Genomic DNA, 19,453 nt, shown 5'->3' on the forward strand with positions numbered 1-19,453 from the left:
CGGCTGACATATCGTTCGCCGGCATGGCGCGAAAGACGAAGCTCCAAAAGAGCAGGGCGCGACCGGCATCACCACGGTCGCGCCCTACGTCGCCGGTCAATGGGGCAGGGGGAATAACCGGCTCTTGCAATGACTCGCAAACCCCCGGACTCGTTCCGAGAGAATCGAAATTTTTTCGTACACGGTTAAGTGATGGCCGGGCGCGAGAACCGCACAGGTTTCGTTCGCGTTGTGTCCGTGATCGCCAACGGGAATTTCCATGGGGCGAGGGACATCACCATGTCAAAGATTCAAAAGGGAATTTTCGCTGCGTTGGCGGTCGGACTGACGCTTGGCGCGGTCCAGCTGGCATCCGGCCACGATCTGATCGGCGGCCAGCAGGTCACCACCGCACTGGCTCCGGAGAGCGCGGTCAATCGCGCCGCGAAGACCGACCGCGCCGCGGTTCCGATGAGCGGCCTGCCGAGCCGGACCGTGGCGCTGAAGGTCGACCGGCTGCCCGATACGTCGGTCCTGGTCCGCGTTCCCGTGGCGCGGGAAGAGGCCCGCAATCACCCCGCAGCGCCCGCCCGCGCGCGGCCCGGCGACACCCGCAAGGTGGCCTGTGAACCGGTGGTCAGCGTCCTGACCGAAGTGGCCAAGCTGCTGCAGCCCGGCCGCTGCGTGACCTGAGAACCAACTATCTCACCGTCATTCCCTGGTGTGCAATTGCACACCTGAGGGCGCGCCACGTGGTGCGAGCATCCATTGCACCACGAGATGTGCGGCACGATTCCGGGCTCTCGCTTCGCGAGCCCCGGAATGACGGCGATGAAGAGGTTACTCCTCCTCCGGCTCGCTGCTGTTGCTCGCAGCGCCGCGGCTGGCCATCAGGCCGAGCGCCAAGCCGCCGACCAGCAGGATCGGGACCAGCCGCTTGACGCCGACGGCGCGGACGATCTGCAGTCCGGTGGCGATCAAGGCCGGATCGGCGAACATGGTTGCGGCAGCCGATTTCGCGGCCTTGGCCGCCTTCTCTGCGCGCCGCTGCATCTCGCGCTTGTGCGCCATGTACACGGCGACGACGATCAAGGTGACGACCAGGAACAGCGCGGCGCCGGCGAGGCACGCCTCCACCGGCCCGTAATGCTGCAGCACATAGACGAAGGCGGCCGCACACAGGAAGGCGAGGGTGATGAACAGCAGGATCGCGGCGGCCGCGGCCAGCGACGTCAGCCGCAGCGCGCTGCCGGTGGATTGCTTGACGTCATCGATCAGCCGCTGAAGCATTGACCAGCCTTGTTTTCGACCTTGCCGTGAAAAGCGCATCGACAAACGAGGCGGCGGCGCGCCAGCGCTGCCATCTCGTCCAGAACGGTGGTTTGCGCATGACCGCCATCGCAGGCTTCATCCGCCGGGGTTGAGCAGCGCCTAGCGCCGCCAGGTGACGCCGATCAAAAAGCCGAGGCCGAGCGCCAGGCCGACGGTCGCCAGCGGCCGTTGCGTGATCACCTCTTCCAGCGACTCCTCGATCGAGGATGCGGCCTCCTGCGCCGCGCCCATCATCGCGCTGCCGCGCTCCGACATGTCGTCGAGCGCATCTTCCGCGTTGGCGCGCGCATCCTTGTAGCGGCGGCGAGCCTGCTTGCCGGCGTTGTTGGCAAACGAGTTGAGCGCGTCGGTGATCTGTTCGGTGAGGGCTGCAATGTCATTCTTCACGGCGGTGACATCCTTTTCCAGGCGTTCGTAGGTCGCTTTGTCGGTCATGTTCTTGATCCCAAATACGCTGTCCGTGTTCGACATCGGAGCTCCCGCATCATTCGCGTGTCGCGTGTTGCATGAAAAACGCCTCGCATCTCGCAAGGTTCCAGATGCGAAACTGTAGCTTTTTGTTCGACGCGTTTTATCCACGCGAACCGGTGTCCACTTCGCTTGAAAACGCTTTGCTACCCTTCGGGCAGCTGCGGCGAATTGACCGGCATCAAATGTTCCTTCACGATCAATGCCACGATCAGCAGCGGCGACGACAGGAAGGCGCCCATCGGGCCCCACAACCAGGTCCAGAACGCGAGCGCGAGAAAGACCGCGAGCGCGTTCAGCGACAGCCTGCGGCCGACGATCGTCGGCGTCACGAAATGCCCTTCCACGAAGGTCACGACGGCAAAGCAGGCCGGCGCGATCAGCCCGGCGCCGATGGTCGGCGCAGAGATGATGCCGACCACGACCAGCGTCACAAACATCGCGACCGGGCCGATGATCGGAACGAAGTTCAGCGTCGCGGCGAGCGCACCGAGCCCGGCCGGATTGGGCATGTTCGTCGCGGCGCAGATCACACCGGTGACGATGCCGACGCCGACATTGATCATCGTCACCGTCAGCAGATAATTGCCGAGATGGATCTCGATCTCGTTGAGCATACGAAGCGTGCGCAGCCGCGCCGCACGTTCGCTGAAGGTCATGACCAGCGCGCGGCGCAGATCCTTCCAGCTCGCGATGAACAGGATCAGGGTGGCGACGAACAGCAGGAATTCGGCGAAAGTCGGCGACAGGAATTCCAGCGTCGGCTGCACCCACTCGAATTTCGGCATCTGGAAGCTGGCGAGGGTGTCGGAGCCGCCGACCATGCTCTGCAGCTCCTGCCACAGTGCGAGCGGCCGGTCGAACACGTGCAGCTTCTGCCTCAGGATCGCGCCGAGCTCGGGCAGCCGCGAACTCCATTCCATGACAGGCGAGGCGATCAGCCCGACCATGAAGGCGACGGCGGCGCCGACCGCGATCACGATCAGCACGGCGCCGAGCGCGCGGGGAATCCGGTAGCGCTCGAGCTGGCCCGCCGCCGGCGACAGCATGGTCCCGACAATGAAAGCCATGGTGATCGGCAGGAAGAAGGCGCGCGCCAGATAGAGCACCCCGACGATGACAATGATCAGCAGGGCGACCAGCGTGAAGGCGACGACCTCGGCGCGGCTGATCAGCGGCGCAGTTCAGCCTTGCTGTCGGGGAGGGGCGTGCCTTCGGGGGCGTTGCCAAGCAGACGTTCACCCGGAAAGGCGCGCACCAGTTTCCTCCCGCACGAGGACAAATGAATTTCGTGTCAAATTGCGCGTGACAACGGCGCGTCGCGGCAAAGGTTCCATCGCGGGTTCGTGAGACCTGGCGGGTTGACAATCGCGACTTCGAGACGATTCGCTCCGGAACTCTCTGGCCGCCACGCGCGTTGGCTTGGCATCGCATCACCACGATGCGCATCCCGTCCAGGGGCAGCACATGACACATCCGTCTCTCTCCAGCCGCCGGCTTGCGTCGCGCGTTGCGCGCACCCATGCCCGCACTCTCGCCTTCGCCAGCGTCCTGTTTGTGACGCCATTCATTGTCACCACTTCGGCAAACGCGCAGGCGCTCGGCTATGCGTCGACGCAGCCGGGCGCATTCCCGTCCGACGAGGCGATGACCGATCCCTCGACCGAGGCCACCGAGGACGGCGCGCTGCCGGAGCGGCTGCGCCGCACCACCGTCGCGCTCAACACGTCCGAGGCACCCGGCACCATCATCATCGATACGGGCAATACCGCGCTCTATTACGTGCTCGGCGGCGGGCGGGCGATCCGCTACGGCGTCGGCGTCGGCCGCGAGGGCTTCACCTGGGCCGGTACCCAGACCATCAGCCGCAAGGCGGAGTGGCCGGATTGGCATCCGCCGGCCGAGATGATCAAGCGCCAGCCCTATCTGCCGCGCTTCATGGCCGGCGGCCCGGGCAACCCGCTCGGTGCGCGCGCCATGTATCTCGGCTCCAGCGAGTACCGCATCCACGGCACCAACGATCCGTCGACGATCGGCAAGTTCGTCTCGTCGGGCTGCATCCGGCTGACCAATGAAGACGTCTCCGACCTGTTCAGCCGGGTCGATGTCGGCACCAAGGTCGTGGTGCTGCCGAAGAACGCGCCCCATCTCGCCGCGCGTGAGCTCGGTCCGAGCACGACGCAGATCTCGGTCCGGCCGGCGCCGCTGCAGCCGCGCCCCGCGGTGATGACGCTGCCTTCCGGCCGGCAGGCGATGAACATCCCGGCGGGTTCTTCGTTGTACTGAGCATCGGCGTTGGACCGGGGATCGGTATGATGAAGTTCAATTCCAGGCGGTGGGTGTACGGGACGGCGGCATTGCTCGGCCTGTCCCTTGCGCCCGCGGCGCAAGCCCAGGATTTCTTCTCGCAATTGTTCGGCGGCTTCATGCAGGGCCGTCCGCCGGTGATCCGGGTGCCGTTCGACGACGGTCCGGCGCCTGTGCCGCGGGCCGAGCGACGTGCGCGCTATGACGGCGGGCAGGCCTATTGCGTGCGCACCTGCGACGGCCGCTATTTCCCGCTGGCTGCGACCGGCAACCAGAGCAAGGCGGAGAGCTGCAACAGCTTCTGCCCGGCGAGCGCGACCGAAGTGGTCTATGGCGGCAACATCGACAACGCCGCGACGGAAGACGGCAAGCCGTACTCCGAGCTGCCGAACGCATTCCGCTATCGCGACGAGATCGTCTCCGGCTGCACCTGCAACGGCAAGGATCCCGTCGGGCTCGCTGCAGTGAAGATCGAGGACGATCCGACCTTGCGCAAGGGCGACATTGTCGCCGGCAAGGACGGGCTGATGTCGGTCAGCCGCCCCGACCGTCGCGGAGCCTCTCTCAACTTCACGCCAGCGCCGGAGCGCATCCGCGCCAAATATGAGCGCACGCCGGTGCTGGCGCGCGAATAGCGTCGCCCGGATGAGTCCAGCCAGATCCGGTTCCGGCGTCAGGAACCGGCCTCCCTCTCGCACGTTAGTTCAATGCGAACAGCACATTCACCGATGCCATCAGGGGGCCCCGCATGCTCGTCGGCGTACTCGTCACTTTCCTTGTCATTATTCTCGTTCTTTATCTGATCAACATGCTGCCGCTCGACGGCCGCGCCAAGCAGATCGCGCGCGTCGTCGTCATCATCATCGGCATCGTCTCGCTGCTGAAATATCTCGCGGTGTTCTAGCCTCGTCATTGCGAGGAGCGAAGCGACGAAGCAATCCATCCGTCCGCTATGCTGAAGCATGGATTGCTTAGCTCCGCTCGCAATGACGGCGCGTCTAGATCTGACCTCAACAAAAAAGCCCCGGCTCATCGCCGGGGCTTTTACTTGTCGTCGCGATCCCGAGATCAGCCGGCGGCCTTGGCCTCGCGGCGACGCGCGGTGAGGATGTATTCGGTGTAGCCGTTCGGCTGGGTGCGGCCCTCGAAGATCAGGTCGCAGGCCGCCTTGAAGGCGACACCGTCGAACGACGGCGCCATCGGCTTGTAGAGGCTGTCGCCGGCGTTTTGCTTGTCGACCACGACGGCCATGCGCTTCAGCGATTCCATCACCTGATCCCGGGTGATGACGCCCTGATGCAGCCAGTTGGCCAGATGCTGGCTCGAGATGCGCAGCGTGGCGCGGTCTTCCATCAGGCCGACATCGTGGATGTCGGGCACCTTGGAGCAGCCGACGCCCTGGTCGATCCAGCGCACGACGTAGCCGAGGATGCCCTGGCAGTTGTTGTCGATCTCCTGCTTCACATCGTCGGGCGCCCAGTTCGACTGCGACACCGGAATGGTGAGGATGTCGGAGAGCTTTGCGCGCGGTCCGCCCTTGGCGAGTTCCTGCTGGCGGGCGGTCACGTTGACCTGGTGATAGTGCAGCGCGTGCAGCGTCGCGGCGGTCGGCGACGGCACCCAGGCGGTGGTGGCGCCGGCCTGCGGATGGCCGATCTTCTGCGCCAGCATGTCGGCCATCTTGTCGGGCGCGGCCCACATGCCCTTGCCGATCTGGGCATGGCCGGGCAGGCCGTCGATCAGGCCGTTGTCGACGTTCCAGTCCTCATAGGCCTTGATCCACGGCTGGGCCTTCATGTCGTTCTTGCGGATCATCGGACCCGCTTCCATCGAGGTGTGGATCTCGTCGCCGGTGCGGTCGAGGAAGCCGGTGTTGATGAACATGATGCGCTTGGAGGCGCGCTGGATGCAGGCCTTGAGGTTGACCGTGGTGCGGCGTTCCTCGTCCATGATGCCGACCTTCAGCGTGTTCTCCGGCAGCGAGAGCATCTTCTCGACCTCGGCGAACAGGTCGCAGGTCAGCGTCACCTCGTCGGGGCCGTGCATCTTCGGCTTGACGATGTAGGCCGAGCCGGTGCGGCTGTTCTTGACCTTCGAATTTCCCTTGAGGTCGTGGATCGCGAGCAGGCCGGCGACCGCGGCATCGAGCAGACCTTCGGGGATTTCCTCGCCCTTGGCGTCGAGCACCGCGTCGGTGAACATGTGGTGACCGACATTGCGCATCAGCAGCAGGCTGCGGCCGTGCAGCTTCAGCTCGCTGCCGTCGGGCTTCTTGTAGACGCGGTCGGCATTGAGCGAGCGGGTCAGCGTCTTGCCGCCCTTGTCGAAATCGGCCGACAGCGTGCCGTTCATCAGGCCGAGCGTGTTGCGATAGACCAGCACCTTGTCTTCGGCGTCGACGGCGGCGACCGAGTCTTCCATGTCGAGAATGGTGGAGACCGCCGATTCCAGGATCATGTCGGCGACGCCGGCCGGATCGTCCTTGCCGATGACGTTGCTGCGGTCGATCTTGACCTCGACATGCATGCCGTTGTTGACGAGCAGGATCGCGGTCGGCTGGGCGGCGTCGCCAAGATAGCCGGCGAACTGGGCGCCGTTCTTCAGCGCGGTCGAGTTGCCGCTCTTCAGCTTGACCGAGAGCTGGCCCGCGATCACGGCGTAGGACGTCACGTCGGTGTGGCTTCCGGTCGCGAGCGGCACGGCGGCGTCGAGGAACGCCTTGGCCTTCGCAATCACCTTGTCGCCCCGGGCCTTGTTGTAACCCTTGCCGCTCTCGCTCGGATCATGCGGGATCGCGTCGGTGCCGTAGAAGGCGTCGTACAGCGAACCCCAGCGCGCATTGGCGGCGTTCAGCGCATAGCGGGCGTTGGTGAGCGGCACCACGAGCTGCGGGCCGCAGATCTTGCCGATTTCCTCGTCGACATTCGCGGTCTCGACCTTGTGGGTCGCGGGCTCCGGCAGCAGATAGCCGATCTCCTTGAGGAACGCGGTGTAGGCGTTGATGTCGAACGCCTTGCCCTTGTGGGCGCGATGCCAGTCGTCGATCTTGGCCTGCAAGGTGTCGCGGACCGCGAGCAGTTCGCGGTTCTTCGGGCCGAGCTTCTGGATGATGGCGGCGAGTCCTGCCCAGAACGCGTCCGGCGCGATCCCGGTTTTCGGTGTCGCCTCCTTGGCGATGAAATCGAACAGGACAGGGGCGATCTTCAATCCATGGGCATCGACACGAGTCATGATGGGCTTTCTCAACGAAATGGGGCGTTTAGGGGCTGTTTTCCCAAGAAATCAGCAAAAAACGCGCCAAAGGGCCGCGTTCACGGCCCTTTTAGCCCTAAAGCTACGGCTCTGAGAAGGCCCCCTGCCGCCACGCCCTCTGGTGTCATGCCCCGCTTGAAGCGGGGCATCCAGTACGCCGCGGCCCATCGGCTCAATAATTGCTGTCTCTGGAATGCTGGATCGCCCGGTCAAGCCGGACGATGACAGGTGAGCAAGATCAGATATTCGCCGCGAGGTCGGTCAGTTCGTCGAACAGGATGCCGGTGGTGGCCAGCATCCGCTCGATCTCGTCGGTGGCATCGCTGACCGAGCGGTTCGAGGTGTCGATGGTCAGTTCGTTGCCGGCCGGCGCCTGGTAGTCGTTGGTGATGCCGGTAAACGACGGCAATCCGCCGGCGCGTGCCTTGGCGTAGTGGCCCTTGGGATCGCGGGTCTCGCAGACCTCGGCCGGGGTGGCGACATAGATCTCGCGGAACGCGCTGTCGGCGATGCGGCGCGCGGCCGCGCGGTCGGCTGTCGACGGCGACACCGCGGCGACGATCGCGATATGGCCGTTGCGCGCCAGGTGGGTCGCGACCTCGGCGAGGCGGCGGATGTTCTCGGTGCGATCCTGCGGCGAGAAGCCGAGGTCGCTGTTGAGCCCGGCGCGGAAGGTGTCGCCATCGAGCAGGATCGGCGAGCCGCCGTTGCTGAACAGGCGCCGCTCCAGCGCCCGCGCCAGCGTCGACTTGCCCGAGCCGGGCAGGCCGGTCAGCCAGATCACCGCGCCATTGTGGTGGTAGCGCGCCGAGCGCTCGTCGGGCCGCAGCGCTGACTCCACCGGCACGATGTCGATCGGCACCGCAGGGCGGCCGGCGTCGACCGACAGCACGAGGCCGCCGCCGGCGATGCGGCCGTTGACCTCGATCACCAGGCGGCCGGTGCGCGGATTGTCGGTGTAGGGATCGGTCGCAACCGGCTGCGCCAGCGAGATGTCGATCTCGCCGACATGGTTGCGCGCGATCGCTGAGTTCTCTTCGTTAGACAGCGCGCCCGGATCGATCGCCTTTTCGATCGCGACCACGGTGGCGCGGCTTTCCTTGGTGCCGAGCCGGATCAGGATCTGCTCGCCCTTGGTCAGCGGCTTGTCGTGCAGCCAGAATATCCGGGCGCGGATGCGCCGGGTGTCGCGCGGGCTCTGCCCGGAATGCCCGATGATGTCGCCGCGCTCGAGGAACAATTCGCGGTCGAGCGTGATGCCGACCGAGCGTCCGGCGCCCTGCGGGCCGCCAACCGGCGTCACCGGCCAGCTCTCCACCGTCTTGATCTTCGCGATCTTGCCGGTCGGCATGATGACGATCTCGTCGCCGGCCTTCAGGCTGCCGGACTCGACGCGGCCCGCCACGATGCGGCGGTCGTCGAACTTGTAGATCGCCTGCACTGGCAGCCGCAGCGGCAGCTCAGCCAGCGGCTTTGCCGGCTCGAGCGCGTCGAGCGCCTCGACCACGGTCGGTCCCTTGTACCAGTCGATCCGCGGGGTGTGCTCGGCGACGCCGTCGCCATCGCGCGCCGAGATCGGCACCACCGCGGTCGGCGTCACGCCGAGGCCGATCAGATGCGCCGAAATTTCCGCGCTGATCTCGTTGAAGCGCGCCGCGCTGAAATCGACCCGGTCCATCTTGTTGACGACCACCGCGACCTGCTTCACGCCGAGCAGGTGCAAGAGATAGCCGTGTCGCCGCGTCTGCGAGCGGACGCCTTCGAGCGCGTCGATGATCAGCACTGCGCCGTCGGCCTGCGAGGCGCCGGTGATCATGTTGCGCAAGAACTCCGCGTGGCCGGGCGCGTCGATCAGCACGACGTCGCGCGAGCGGGTGCGGAAGCGGATCTGGGTGGTGTCGATGGTAATGCCCTGGTCGCGCTCGGTCTGCAGCGCGTCGAGCAGGAACGACCATTCGAACGGCATGCCGCGCCGTGCGCTGACCGCCTTCAGCATCTCCAGCTTGCCGTCCGGCAGGCTGCCGGTCTCATGCAGCAAGCGGCCCACTAGAGTGGACTTGCCGTGGTCGACATGGCCGACGATGACGATGCGCACCTGGGGACGGGTGGTGCCGTTGGGGGTCGCCGAGATCGAGGCGGTGGGAAGGATCATGTTCATCAGAGTGCTCACGCCAAACTGGGATCAGAGATAGCCGGCGACACGCAGCCGCTCGAACGCATCCTCGGTCTCGTGATCGAGCGCGCGGCCGGCGCGCTCCGGGATCTTGGTGGCGTCGAGCTCGGCGAGGATCTCGTCGATGTTGGATGCGGTCGAGGCCACCGGGTTGGTGATGTCCTGATCCCCCAGCGAGCGATAGCGCTTGCCGTCCTTTGCGAGATAGAGCGGGATGATCGGAATGCCTTCGCGCTTGGTGTAGGCCCAGATGTCGGCCTCGGTCCAATGCAGGATCGGATGGATGCGCAAATGCGCGCCCTGCGGCGGCGAGGCATTGAAGTGATCCCAGAATTCCGGCGGCTGGTCGCGCACGTCCCATTCGCCCTCGAGGCCGCGCGGCGAGAACACGCGCTCCTTGGCGCGGGTCGCTTCTTCGTCGCGCCGGATGCCGGCGATCAATCCGTCAAAGCCGTATTTGTTCAGCGCCCATTTAAGCCCCTCCGTCTTGCGCGCAGCGGAGCGCGCCGCCGGCGGCAGGGTGGGGTCGACGGCGTCGATCGGCGGGCAGGGCTCGACGCGCAGGTCGAGATCCCATTCCTTGCCGAAGCGATCGCGGAACGCATACATCTCCGGAAACTTCTTGCCGGTGTCGACATGCAGCGCCGGGAACGGGACGCGGCCGAAGAACGCCTTGCGCGCCAGCCAGATCATCACGTTGGAATCTTTGCCGAGCGACCACAGCAGCGCGAGCTTCTTCAGCCGGGCGAACGCCTCGCGCAAAATGTAGATGCTCTGCGCCTCCAACTCGTCGAGATGATCCATCGACGGCGGCAGAGCCGCCGGAATTCCCGGCACGGAAGATGCTTGTGCAAGGGCTGCGGACCGCGTCCTGGCGGCGGCGGATTCGTTGTCGAGAAGATGCATCTCTTGGCCTTGGCCTGTGGAGTTGAAAATTCTAAAGTTGCGCTGCAATAGAGAAGAAATAATTTTCTCTTTGCTGGGCTTGATCGAGAGATAAATAGAAAATAATTTCAGTCAACCCCCAAATTGGGGAAGCGAGTGTCTGATGCGATATCTGCCGGTGTTTCTGGATCTGCAAAGCGGCAAGGTGCTGCTCGTTGGAGCGGGCGAGCTCGTGCGCGCCAAGTTGCGGCTGCTCGCAGCCGCCGGCGCCGCGGTTCGCTGGTACGCGACCGACGGCGACCATGAGCTCGCAGGAATCGCGGCCGAGGACGCCGCGCGCATCGAGCGCGCCGATGGCGATCCGCTTGCAGCCGATCTCTCCGATGTCATCGCCGTGCTCTGTGCCGGCGCAGGCGAGGTTGGTGTTGCGATGTCGGTGCGCGCCAAGGCGATTGGGCTGCCGGTCAACGTGATGGACGACCTCGTGCACTCCACCTTCATCATGCCGGCGATCGTCGATCGCGGCGATGTCGTGGTCGCGGTCGGCACCGGCGGCACGTCGCCGGTGGTGGCGCGCCGCATCCGCGAGAAGATCGAGGCGGTGTTGCCTGCACGGATCGGCGATCTCGCCGGCTTCATCGGCCGCTTCCGCAAATCGATGCATGCCCGCATCGAGGAATTTCCGCTGCGCCGCCGCTTCTGGGAGCGCATCATCGACGGCCCGATCGGCGCGCTGGTGCTGGCCGGCCGCACGGACCAAGCCGAGCAGGCGCTGAATGCGATCGAAGATCCCGCTGCATTCGCCGGCGCCGATACCGAAGGCAAGGCTGTCGGTCATGTGACGCTGGTCGGCGCGGGTCCCGGCGATCCGGATCTGCTCACCGTGAAGGCGCTGCGCGCGCTGCAGGATGCCGACGTCGTGTTCTATGACGAATTGGTGTCGCCCGAAATTCTCGACCGCATCCGGCGCGATGCCGCGCGGATTCCGGTCGGCCGCCGCGTCGGCAAGCCCGGCATCGGCCAGGACGCCACCAACCGCCTGATGATCGAGGCGGCGCAGTCGGGCCAGCGCGCGGTGCGGCTGAAGGGCGGCGATCCCTTCATCTTCGGTCGCGGCGGCGAGGAGATCGAGATGCTGCGCGACGCCGGTGTGGCGTACTCCATCATTCCCGGCGTCTCTGCCGGTCTCGGCGCGGCCGCGCAATTCGAGGTGCCGCTGACCTTCCGGCACGAGGCGCTGCGCATCACCTTCCTGACCGCGCACAAGGCGCGCGATGCCGAGGTCGTCGACTGGTCGGTGCTGACCGACACCAAGATGACCGTCGTGGTCTACATGGGCATGACCGCCGCGCCGTCGATCCGTGAAGGCCTGCTCGCTGCGGGCCGCTCGCCGGAGACGCCGGTCGGCGTGTTTGCGCGCGTGACGCGACCCGACGCCAAGGCCGCGGTCGGCACGCTGGCGCGGCTGCCCGAACTGGTCAAACAGGTCGACGGCGGTCCCGCTGTTCTCATCATCGGCGACGTGGTCGCGCATTCCGCGCCGTGGAGCCGATCCAACGTCACCCAACTGTTCTCCAACCAGATGTTCTCCGAACTGCTGAAAGCTGCCGAATGACCTCTCCGCTTGAACAGAAGAAAATCAGGATCACGGGCCCCTCGATGGTCACCGCCAACCGGACCTGGGACGGTGCCGTGGTGTACCGAACCGCCAGGCAAGGCTGGTCCACCGAACTCGCCGACTCGGCGATCGTGACCACGTCCGACGAGGCCCGCGCGCTGCTGGCGGAAGCCACCGCCGACGACGTCGGGGCGGTCGGCCCCTACATCGCGCCGGTCGAGCTCAAGGACGGCGGCAAGGTCAAGCCCGGCAATCTGCGCGAACATATCCGCGCCAAGGGCGTCACCATCGATCTCCAGGTTCCCGCGTAAGGCGCCGACGGCGTAAGGCTCACCGAACATGTATGCTTATGACGAACTCGACCGCACGCTGATCAACGAGCGTGTTTCGGAATTCCGCGACCAGGTGAAGCGCCGCCTCTCCGGCGAACTCACCGAGGACGAATTCAAGATCCTGCGCCTGCAGAACGGCGTGTATTTGCAGCTGCACGCCTACATGTTCCGCGTCGCGATCCCCTACGGCACGCTGTCGTCCAAGCAGCTGCGCCGGCTCGCCCATGTCGCGCGCCGCTACGATCGCGGCTACGGCCATTTCACCACCCGGCAGAACATCCAGTTCAACTGGATCAAGCTCGCCGAGCTGCCCGACGCGCTGGCCGATCTCGCCGAGGTCGGCATCCATGCGATGCAGACCTCAGGCAATAACATGCGCAACGTCACCTCGGACCAGTGGGCCGGGGTCGCGCCGGGCGAGATCGAGGATCCGCGGATCTGGTCGGAGCTGATCCGCCAGCACACCACGCTGCATCCGGAATTCTCGTTCCTGCCGCGCAAGTTCAAGATCGCGATCACCGCAGCCGAGCACGACCGCGCCGCGATCAAGATCCACGACATCGGGCTTAGGCTGCACAAGAACGCCGACGGCGAGACCGGCTTCGAGGTGCTGGTCGGCGGCGGCCTCGGCCGCACGCCGTTCATCGCCAAGACCATCAAGCCGTTCGTCTCCGGCCGCGATATCCTGAGCTACATCGAGGCGATCCTGCGCGTTTACAACCAGTACGGCCGCCGCGACAACATCTACAAGGCGCGCATCAAGATCCTGGTGCACGAGCTCGGCATCGAGAAGTTCGCCAAGGAAGTCGAGGAGGAGTGGAAGGCGATGGGCGATGTCGGCCTGACGCTCGACCACGCCGCCATCGAGGAGGTCCGCTCGCGCTTCTCCTATCCGGCCTACGAAAAGCTGCCCCACATGCCGGACGAGCTGAAGCAGGCCGCGCACGATCCGCTGTTCGAGCGCTGGCGCAAGAACTCGGTGTCGGCGCACAAGGTGCAGGGCTATTCGATCGTGACGCTGTCGCTGAAGCCGGTCGGTGGCCCTCCGGGTGATGCCACCGCCGAGCAGATGGATGCGGTCGCCGACCTCGCCGACAAATATTCGTTCGGCGAGATCCGCGTCGGCCATGAGCAAAACCTGGCGCTGCCGCACGTCGCCAAGCGCGATCTGCCGCAACTGTTCAAGGCGCTCGATCGCCTCGGCCTTGCGACGCCGAACGTCAACCTGGTCACCGACATCATCGCCTGCCCGGGGCTGGACTACTGCTCGCTGGCCAATGCGCGTTCGATCCCGATCGCGCAGGAGCTGACGCGGCGCTTCGCCAACCACGACACCGCCGACCTGATCGGCCGGCTGCATATCAACATCTCCGGCTGCATCAATGCCTGCGGCCATCACCATGTCGGCCACATCGGCATTCTCGGCGTCGAGAAGAACGGTGAGGAATTCTACCAGATCACGATCGGCGGCCGCGCCGATGAGAACGCGCAGTTGGGCACCTTGATCGGCCCAGCCGTTCCCTACGCGGAAGTCGCCGACGTGATCGAAGACATTGTCGAAGCCTATCTCGCGCTGCGCGACCGTCCCGAGGAATTGTTCGTCGATACGGTGAAGCGTCTGGGCGTCGAGCCGATCAGGGAGCGCGTTTATGCCACTCGTTAAGCAGGGAAGACTAACGACCGATTTGTTCGTGCATGTCGCCGACGGCGCCGAGCTGCCCGGCGATGGCGCGGTGCTGGTGACGGCCGAGCGTTTTCTCGCCGATCCCGAGGCGCTGCTGCGCCGCGCAGGCAAGGTCGGCGTGATCTGGCCGAACAACCGTAACCTCGACGAATTGGTGCCGCATCTCGATCGCCTCGCCACGGTAGCGCTGGTGTTCCCGACCTTCCGCGACGGCCGCGCCTACAGTCAGGCGCGTCTGCTGCGCGAGCGCTATGGCTATGACGGCGAGCTGCGCGCCACCGGGCAGATTCTGCGCGACCAGTTCGTGTTCATGACGCGCGCCGGCTTCGACGCCTTCGAGGTGAAGAAGGATGCCGACGCCGACGCGTTCGCCCAGACCATGAAGCGCTATTCGGTGTTCTACCAGCCGACCGGCGACGGCCGCGTCACCGCGCTCAACCGCCGTATGCAGCTGCGCCATTCGGAGAGCGCCGGCCAGTGAGCACGCACGTACGACAGCTCCCGGCGGCGCCGGTCGCGTTGCCCGCGGCCGATGAACTCGATCGCGCGCTGCGCACCGCATCGCCCGCCGAGGTGATCGCGGCCGCATTGCAGACGGTCGGCCGCGAGAAATTGGCGCTGGTGTCGTCGTTCGGCACCGAGTCCGCCGCGCTGCTCAAGGTGATGGCGGATGTCGATCCGGCGATTCCGGTGGTGTTCCTCGACACCGGCTGGCTGTTCGAGGAGACGCTCGCCTATCGCGATACGCTGATCAAGACGCTCGGCCTGACCGATGTGCGCTCGATCAAGCCGGATGAGGACGCGCTGTCGCGCCAGGATCCGGACCGCGAGCTGTGGTTCACCGATCCCGATGCCTGCTGCCGCATCCGCAAGGTCGAGCCGCTAGCGCGGGCGCTGAAGCCGTTCGCCGGCTGGATCAACGGCCGCAAGCGGTTCCAGGGCAACGCCCGTGCCGACATCCCCGTCGTCGAGCACGACGGTGCCAGGCTGAAATTCAACCCGTTCGCCCATGTCTCGCGCGAGGAGATCGAGGCGATCTACGCGCTCGGCAAGCTGCCGCCGCATCCTCTTGTCGCATCGGGATATCAGTCGGTCGGGTGTATGCCTTGCTCGAGCCGGTCCGCAACCGGCGAGGATGCACGCGACGGCCGCTGGCGTGGCCGCGCGAAGACCGAGTGCGGCATCCACACGATGAAGATGTCGTGAGCATGATCCGGACCCGGAGGGCCGCGTTAGCGCAAAGTGCGAAGTGGTTTTCCCTGCGACAAGCGCGAAGCGTTTGCGCGGAGATCATGCTCAGATAACGCGCCAGACCGCGATGACCCTTCGTCGAGGTTTGGCGACGTGACAAAGCCTTCGCGGTGCGGCGGCTTCGTAGCACAGGCGCGCTGCACGGCCGCAAACAAAGAAAACCGGTTTCGTTGACTTCAGGCCACTTCACCGTGAGTTATGTCTGACGTGTTCCCTGACATTCTCAGGTTGAATGGAGACCGAAATGATCCGTCGTGTGCTGCCGCTGGTCGCGGGACTGTTGTGGGCGAGCTCGGCCTTCGCGGCCGACTATTCGCTGCTCAACGTGTCCTACGATCCGACGCGCGAGCTCTATGTCGACTTCAACAAGGCGTTCGCGGCAGCCTATCAGAAGGACACCGGCAAGAGCGTCGAGATCAAGCAGTCGCATGGCGGTTCGGGCTCGCAGGCGCGCTCGGTGATCGACGGATTGCAGGCCGATGTCGTTACGCTGGCGCTCGCCTATGACATCGACGCGATCGCCGGCAAGGGTCTCATCGCCGCGGACTGGCAGAAGCGCCTTGCGCTCAACGCTTCGCCCTATACCTCGACCATCGTGTTCCTGGTCCGCAAGGGCAATCCCAAGGGCATCAAGGATTGGGACGATTTGATCAAGCCCGGCGTTGCCGTGATCACGCCGAACCCGAAGACCTCGGGCGGCGCGCGCTGGAACTATCTCGCCGCCTGGGGCTATGCGCAGAAGAAGTTCGGCTCAGCCGACAAGGCGAAGAAGTTCGTCGCCGACCTCTACCAGAACGTCCCGGTGCTCGACACCGGCGCGCGCGGCTCGACGGTCACGTTCGTCGAGCGCGGCGTCGGCGACGTGCTGCTGGCGTGGGAGAACGAGGCGTTCCTGGCGCTGCGCGAATTCGGCGCGGACAAGTTCGAGATCGTGGCGCCGCCGCAGTCGATCCTCGCTGAGCCGCCGGTCGCCATCGTCGACAAGGTTGCTGACCAGAAGGGCACCCGCGCCGTCGCCGAGGCCTATCTGAAGTACTGGTACACCAAGGAAGGTCAGGAGATCGCCGCGCGCAACTCCTACCGGCCGCGCGATCCCGAGATCGCCAAGGAGTACGAAAAATCCTTCGCCAAGGTTGAGCTCTTCACGATCGACGACGTTTTCGGCGGTTGGACCAAGGCGCAGAAGGAGCACTTCGCCGAGGGCGGCATCTTCGATCAGATCTACAAGAACTGATTGACAAGGGGGGATGGTGAGCACAGCGGTCGCACGACGCAGTACGCTGCCGGGGTTCGGTCTCACCATGGGACTGACCCTGACATGGCTCTCCGTCATCATCCTGATCCCGCTGGGCGCGCTGTTCCTCAAGACATCAGAGCTCAGCCTCGATCAGTTCTGGAACATCGTCACCAGCCGCCGCACCCTGAATGCGCTGAAGATTTCGTTCGGGCTGTCGTTTGCGGCCGCCTGCGTAAATCTGGTGATGGGCACCATCATCGTCTGGGCGCTGGTGCGCTACCGCTTTCCGGGCCGGCGGCTGTTCGACGCCATCGTCGATATTCCCTTTGCTTTGCCGACGGCGGTCGCCGGCGTCGCGTTGACGCAGCTGTTCGCCCAGAAAGGCTGGCTCGGCGCGCCGCTCGCCGAACTCGGCATCAAGGTCGCGTTCACGCCGATCGGCATCTTCATCGCGATGGTCTTCATCGGCATTCCCTTCGTGGTGCGGACGGTGCAGCCGGTGCTGATCGATCTTGATCCCGAGATCGAGGAGGCGGCCGCGAGCCTTGGCGCCAATCGCTGGCACACCGTGTTTCGCGTCATCCTGCCGAGCCTGATCCCGGCACTGCTCACCGGCTTTGCGCTCGCCTTCGCCCGCGCCATCGGTGAATACGGCTCGGTGATCTTCATCGCCGGCAACCTGCCCAATGTCTCCGAGATCGCGCCGCTGCTGATCGTGATCCGGCTGTCCGAATTCCGCTACGCCGATGCCACCGCGATCGCGGTCGTGATGCTGGTGGCCTCGTTCCTGATCATCTTCCTGATCAACCGGCTGCAGCGCTGGGCGCAGGCCCGCATTCCCGTGCATTGAGGTCCGAGATGTCGATGCAGACGGGATTGGCGACCTCGACCACGCAGCTGCGGAGCTACGCGCCCGCGACCGATGTCAGCGTGGCAGCGCCGGCGCCGCGACTCGAGATCGTGCGCGCCGAGCCGGTCGCCGCGCGGCAAAACCCGCGCACCGAGCCGGGTCCGATCCGCCTCATCATCATCGCGCTGGCGATCACCTTCCTCAGCGTGTTCGTCGTGCTGCCGCTCGTCGTCGTGTTCGCCTCGGCGTTCTCGAAAGGCGTCGTCGCCTATTTCGCGGCGCTGGCGGAGCCCGAGGCGCTCGCCGCGATCAAGCTGACGCTCCTGATCGCCGCGATCTCGGTCACGCTCAACCTGGTGTTCGGCGTGGTCGCGGCCTGGGCGATCTCGAAGTTCGAGTTCGCCGGCAAGACCTTCCTGATCACGCTGATCGACCTGCCATTCTCGGTCTCGCCCGTGATCTCGGGCCTGGTCTTCGTGCTGCTGTTCGGCGCGCAGGGCTATTTCGGGTCATGGCTGCAGGCGCACAACGTCCACATCCTGTTCGCGGTGCCCGGCATCGCGCTGGCGACCATCTTCGTCACCTTTCCCTTCGTGGCGCGCGCGCTGATCCCGCTGATGCAGGAGCAAGGCACCCAGGAGGAAGAGGCCGCGATCTCGCTCGGCGCCTCCGGCCTGCAGACCTTCTTCCGCGTCACCCTGCCCAATATCAAATGGGGCCTGCTCTACGGCGTCCTGCTCTGCAATGCGCGCGCGATGGGTGAGTTCGGCGCGGTGTCGGTGGTGTCAGGCCACATCCGCGGCGAGACCAACACGATGCCGCTGCTGGTCGAGATTCTTTACAACGAATACCAGTTCGTCGCGTCGTTCGCGATCGCATCGCTGCTCGCGATGCTGGCGCTGATCACGCTGGTGGCGAAGACCGTGCTCGAGCGGCGGCTCGACGAGGCAGAGGTGCCCGATGGCGATTGAAGTCAGGAATATCGTGAAGAAGTTCGGCAGCTTTGCCGCGCTCGACAATGTCGATCTCAAGGTCGCCGACGGCGAGCTCTTGGCGCTGCTCGGGCCCTCCGGCTCCGGCAAGACGACGCTGCTGCGGATCATCGCGGGTCTCGACTGGCCCGACTCGGGCGAGGTCGCGATCGACGGCGAGAATGCGCTGTCGCGCGGCGCCAGCGAGCGCCAGGTCGGCTTCGTGTTCCAGCACTACGCGCTGTTCCGCCACATGACGGTGTTCGAGAACGTCGCCTTCGGCCTGCGCGTGCAGCCACGCGCGATCCGCAAGGACGAGGCGACGATCCGCGCCCGTGTCAAGAATTTGCTCGATCTGGTGCAGCTCGACTGGCTCGCCAACCGCTATCCGAGCCAGCTGTCCGGCGGCCAGCGGCAGCGTATCGCGCTGGCGCGCGCGCTCGCGATCGAGCCGCGCATCCTGCTGCTCGACGAGCCGTTCGGCGCGCTCGATGCCAAGGTGCGCAAGGAGCTCAGGCAATGGTTGCGCTCGCTGCACAACGAGATCCACGTCACCTCGATCTTCGTCACCCACGACCAGGAGGAGGCGCTCGAGGTCGCCAACCGCGTCGTGGTGATGGACAAGGGCAGGATCGAGCAGATCGGTTCGCCCGGCGAGGTCTATGACAATCCGGCGACCGCGTTCGTGCACGGCTTCATCGGCGAATCCATCGTGCTCCCGGTCGATGTGGCGGGCGATGCGGTGCGGCTCGACGGCCGTCCCCTCAACATTCCGGCGCAGGGCGCGGCGTCCGGCGCGGCCAAGCTGTTCGTCCGCCGCCACGACATGGCGGTCGGCCCAGCGGGAGCCGGCGCCCTGGAAGGCGCCATCCGGCATGTCCGTTCGTTCGGCCCGATCCAGCGCGCCGAGGTCGCCTTGTCGGGAAGCGAAGGCCGGACCGTGATCGAGATCGACGCCCCGCGCGACCGCGAATTGCAGGCCGGCGAAATCGTCTCGCTGCAACCCCGCCGCTACCGGATCTTCGCCGCGCAAGAGTAGGGCTGACCGCCGCATCAAACCTCCCCTCCAAGAAGGGGAGGGTCGCCTTGCTCGTGAGAGCAAAGCGGGTGGGGA

Annotated in this window: 19 protein-coding genes and 1 pseudogene; 14 read left to right on the top strand and 6 right to left on the bottom strand. The window is 65.5% G+C overall.

Going from position 1 to position 19,453, the window contains the following annotated elements; all coding sequences use genetic code 11:
* The first annotated feature begins 279 nt into the window (after positions 1 to 279).
* A complete protein-coding gene (locus ALC15_RS17505) occupies positions 280 to 672 on the top strand; it encodes a hypothetical protein (RefSeq protein ID WP_050628330.1) in 393 nt (130 codons plus the stop codon).
* Between the two features lie 147 nt (positions 673 to 819).
* Here the strand turns inward: ALC15_RS17505 and ALC15_RS17510 are convergent, their stop codons facing one another.
* A complete protein-coding gene (locus ALC15_RS17510; RefSeq protein ID WP_050628305.1) occupies positions 820 to 1,269 on the bottom strand; it encodes a hypothetical protein in 450 nt (149 codons plus the stop codon).
* Between ALC15_RS17510 and ALC15_RS47205 the strand changes: the two genes are divergently transcribed.
* Positions 1,269 to 1,403 carry a hypothetical protein gene (locus ALC15_RS47205; RefSeq protein WP_283806274.1) on the top strand — a complete coding sequence of 45 codons (135 nt, stop codon included), beginning with the start codon at positions 1,269 to 1,271 and terminating at the stop codon, positions 1,401 to 1,403. The genes ALC15_RS17510 and ALC15_RS47205 overlap by 1 nt on opposite strands.
* 7 nt (positions 1,404 to 1,410) lie before the next feature.
* Here ALC15_RS47205 and ALC15_RS17515 read toward each other — a convergent pair whose 3' ends face one another.
* Positions 1,411 to 1,782, bottom strand: coding sequence for an ElaB/YgaM/YqjD family protein (locus ALC15_RS17515; RefSeq protein ID WP_050628306.1), 372 nt, complete (start codon positions 1,780 to 1,782; stop codon positions 1,411 to 1,413).
* A gap of 143 nt (positions 1,783 to 1,925) precedes the next feature.
* Positions 1,926 to 3,037 (bottom strand): annotated as a pseudogene (locus ALC15_RS17520) (AI-2E family transporter).
* 209 nt (positions 3,038 to 3,246) lie between these two features.
* On the opposite strand from ALC15_RS17520, the gene ALC15_RS17525 reads away from it, so the two are divergent.
* The 3 genes from ALC15_RS17525 (at position 3,247) to ALC15_RS44840 (ending at position 4,990) form a co-directional block, all read left to right on the top strand.
* A complete protein-coding gene (locus ALC15_RS17525; protein ID WP_050628307.1) occupies positions 3,247 to 4,065 on the top strand; it encodes a L,D-transpeptidase in 819 nt (272 codons plus the stop codon).
* Between the two features lie 26 nt (positions 4,066 to 4,091).
* On the top strand, positions 4,092 to 4,721 hold the full coding sequence (locus ALC15_RS17530; RefSeq protein ID WP_050628308.1) for a DUF2865 domain-containing protein: 630 nt from the start codon (positions 4,092 to 4,094) through the stop codon (positions 4,719 to 4,721).
* Positions 4,722 to 4,834: 113 nt separating this feature from the next.
* On the top strand, positions 4,835 to 4,990 hold the full coding sequence (locus ALC15_RS44840; RefSeq protein WP_021076357.1) for a Thivi_2564 family membrane protein: 156 nt from the start codon (positions 4,835 to 4,837) through the stop codon (positions 4,988 to 4,990).
* A gap of 164 nt (positions 4,991 to 5,154) precedes the next feature.
* Here the strand turns inward: ALC15_RS44840 and ALC15_RS17535 are convergent, their stop codons facing one another.
* The 3 genes from ALC15_RS17535 to cysD all read right to left on the bottom strand — a co-directional run bounded on the left by ALC15_RS17535 (position 5,155) and on the right by cysD (position 10,315).
* Entirely contained in the window at positions 5,155 to 7,317 is a 2,163-nt protein-coding gene (locus tag ALC15_RS17535) for a malate synthase G (RefSeq protein ID WP_050628309.1), read from the bottom strand.
* Positions 7,318 to 7,576: 259 nt separating this feature from the next.
* On the bottom strand, positions 7,577 to 9,496 hold the full coding sequence (gene cysC, locus ALC15_RS17540) for an adenylyl-sulfate kinase (protein WP_050628310.1): 1,920 nt from the start codon (positions 9,494 to 9,496) through the stop codon (positions 7,577 to 7,579).
* A gap of 24 nt (positions 9,497 to 9,520) precedes the next feature.
* The gene (gene cysD / locus ALC15_RS17545; protein ID WP_050425832.1) at positions 9,521 to 10,315 is read right to left on the bottom strand and encodes a sulfate adenylyltransferase subunit CysD; all 795 of its coding nucleotides are present in this window, start codon (positions 10,313 to 10,315) and stop codon (positions 9,521 to 9,523) included.
* Positions 10,316 to 10,559: 244 nt separating this feature from the next.
* Here cysD and cysG point away from each other — a divergent pair, with 244 nt between their 5' ends.
* From cysG to ALC15_RS17590, 9 genes are all read left to right on the top strand, one after another.
* Complete coding sequence (cysG, locus tag ALC15_RS17550; protein ID WP_050628311.1) at positions 10,560 to 12,011, top strand: siroheme synthase CysG; 1,452 nt, start codon at positions 10,560 to 10,562, stop codon at positions 12,009 to 12,011.
* Complete coding sequence (locus tag ALC15_RS17555; RefSeq protein WP_050628312.1) at positions 12,008 to 12,325, top strand: DUF2849 domain-containing protein; 318 nt, start codon at positions 12,008 to 12,010, stop codon at positions 12,323 to 12,325. Before cysG ends, ALC15_RS17555 begins: the two co-directional genes overlap by 4 nt.
* Before the next feature lie 28 nt (positions 12,326 to 12,353).
* On the top strand, positions 12,354 to 14,009 hold the full coding sequence (locus tag ALC15_RS17560; protein WP_050628313.1) for a nitrite/sulfite reductase: 1,656 nt from the start codon (positions 12,354 to 12,356) through the stop codon (positions 14,007 to 14,009).
* The gene (locus ALC15_RS17565; protein ID WP_050628314.1) at positions 13,996 to 14,511 is read left to right on the top strand and encodes a DUF934 domain-containing protein; all 516 of its coding nucleotides are present in this window, start codon (positions 13,996 to 13,998) and stop codon (positions 14,509 to 14,511) included. Before ALC15_RS17560 ends, ALC15_RS17565 begins: the two co-directional genes overlap by 14 nt.
* On the top strand, positions 14,508 to 15,236 hold the full coding sequence (locus ALC15_RS17570) for a phosphoadenylyl-sulfate reductase (protein ID WP_050628315.1): 729 nt from the start codon (positions 14,508 to 14,510) through the stop codon (positions 15,234 to 15,236). Before ALC15_RS17565 ends, ALC15_RS17570 begins: the two co-directional genes overlap by 4 nt.
* Before the next feature lie 289 nt (positions 15,237 to 15,525).
* Positions 15,526 to 16,515 carry a sulfate ABC transporter substrate-binding protein gene (locus ALC15_RS17575; RefSeq protein ID WP_050628331.1) on the top strand — a complete coding sequence of 330 codons (990 nt, stop codon included), beginning with the start codon at positions 15,526 to 15,528 and terminating at the stop codon, positions 16,513 to 16,515.
* 46 nt (positions 16,516 to 16,561) lie between these two features.
* On the top strand, positions 16,562 to 17,368 hold the full coding sequence (gene cysT / locus ALC15_RS17580) for a sulfate ABC transporter permease subunit CysT (protein WP_283806275.1): 807 nt from the start codon (positions 16,562 to 16,564) through the stop codon (positions 17,366 to 17,368).
* 8 nt (positions 17,369 to 17,376) lie between these two features.
* A complete protein-coding gene (gene cysW / locus ALC15_RS17585; protein ID WP_094193940.1) occupies positions 17,377 to 18,339 on the top strand; it encodes a sulfate ABC transporter permease subunit CysW in 963 nt (320 codons plus the stop codon).
* The gene (locus ALC15_RS17590; RefSeq protein WP_050628317.1) at positions 18,329 to 19,378 is read left to right on the top strand and encodes a sulfate/molybdate ABC transporter ATP-binding protein; all 1,050 of its coding nucleotides are present in this window, start codon (positions 18,329 to 18,331) and stop codon (positions 19,376 to 19,378) included. The genes cysW and ALC15_RS17590 overlap by 11 nt, the downstream gene beginning before the upstream one ends.
* Positions 19,379 to 19,453: the final 75 nt, after the last annotated feature.

Origin of the sequence: Bradyrhizobium viridifuturi (assembly GCF_001238275.1) — a bacterium.
GTDB lineage: Bacteria > Pseudomonadota > Alphaproteobacteria > Rhizobiales > Xanthobacteraceae > Bradyrhizobium > Bradyrhizobium viridifuturi.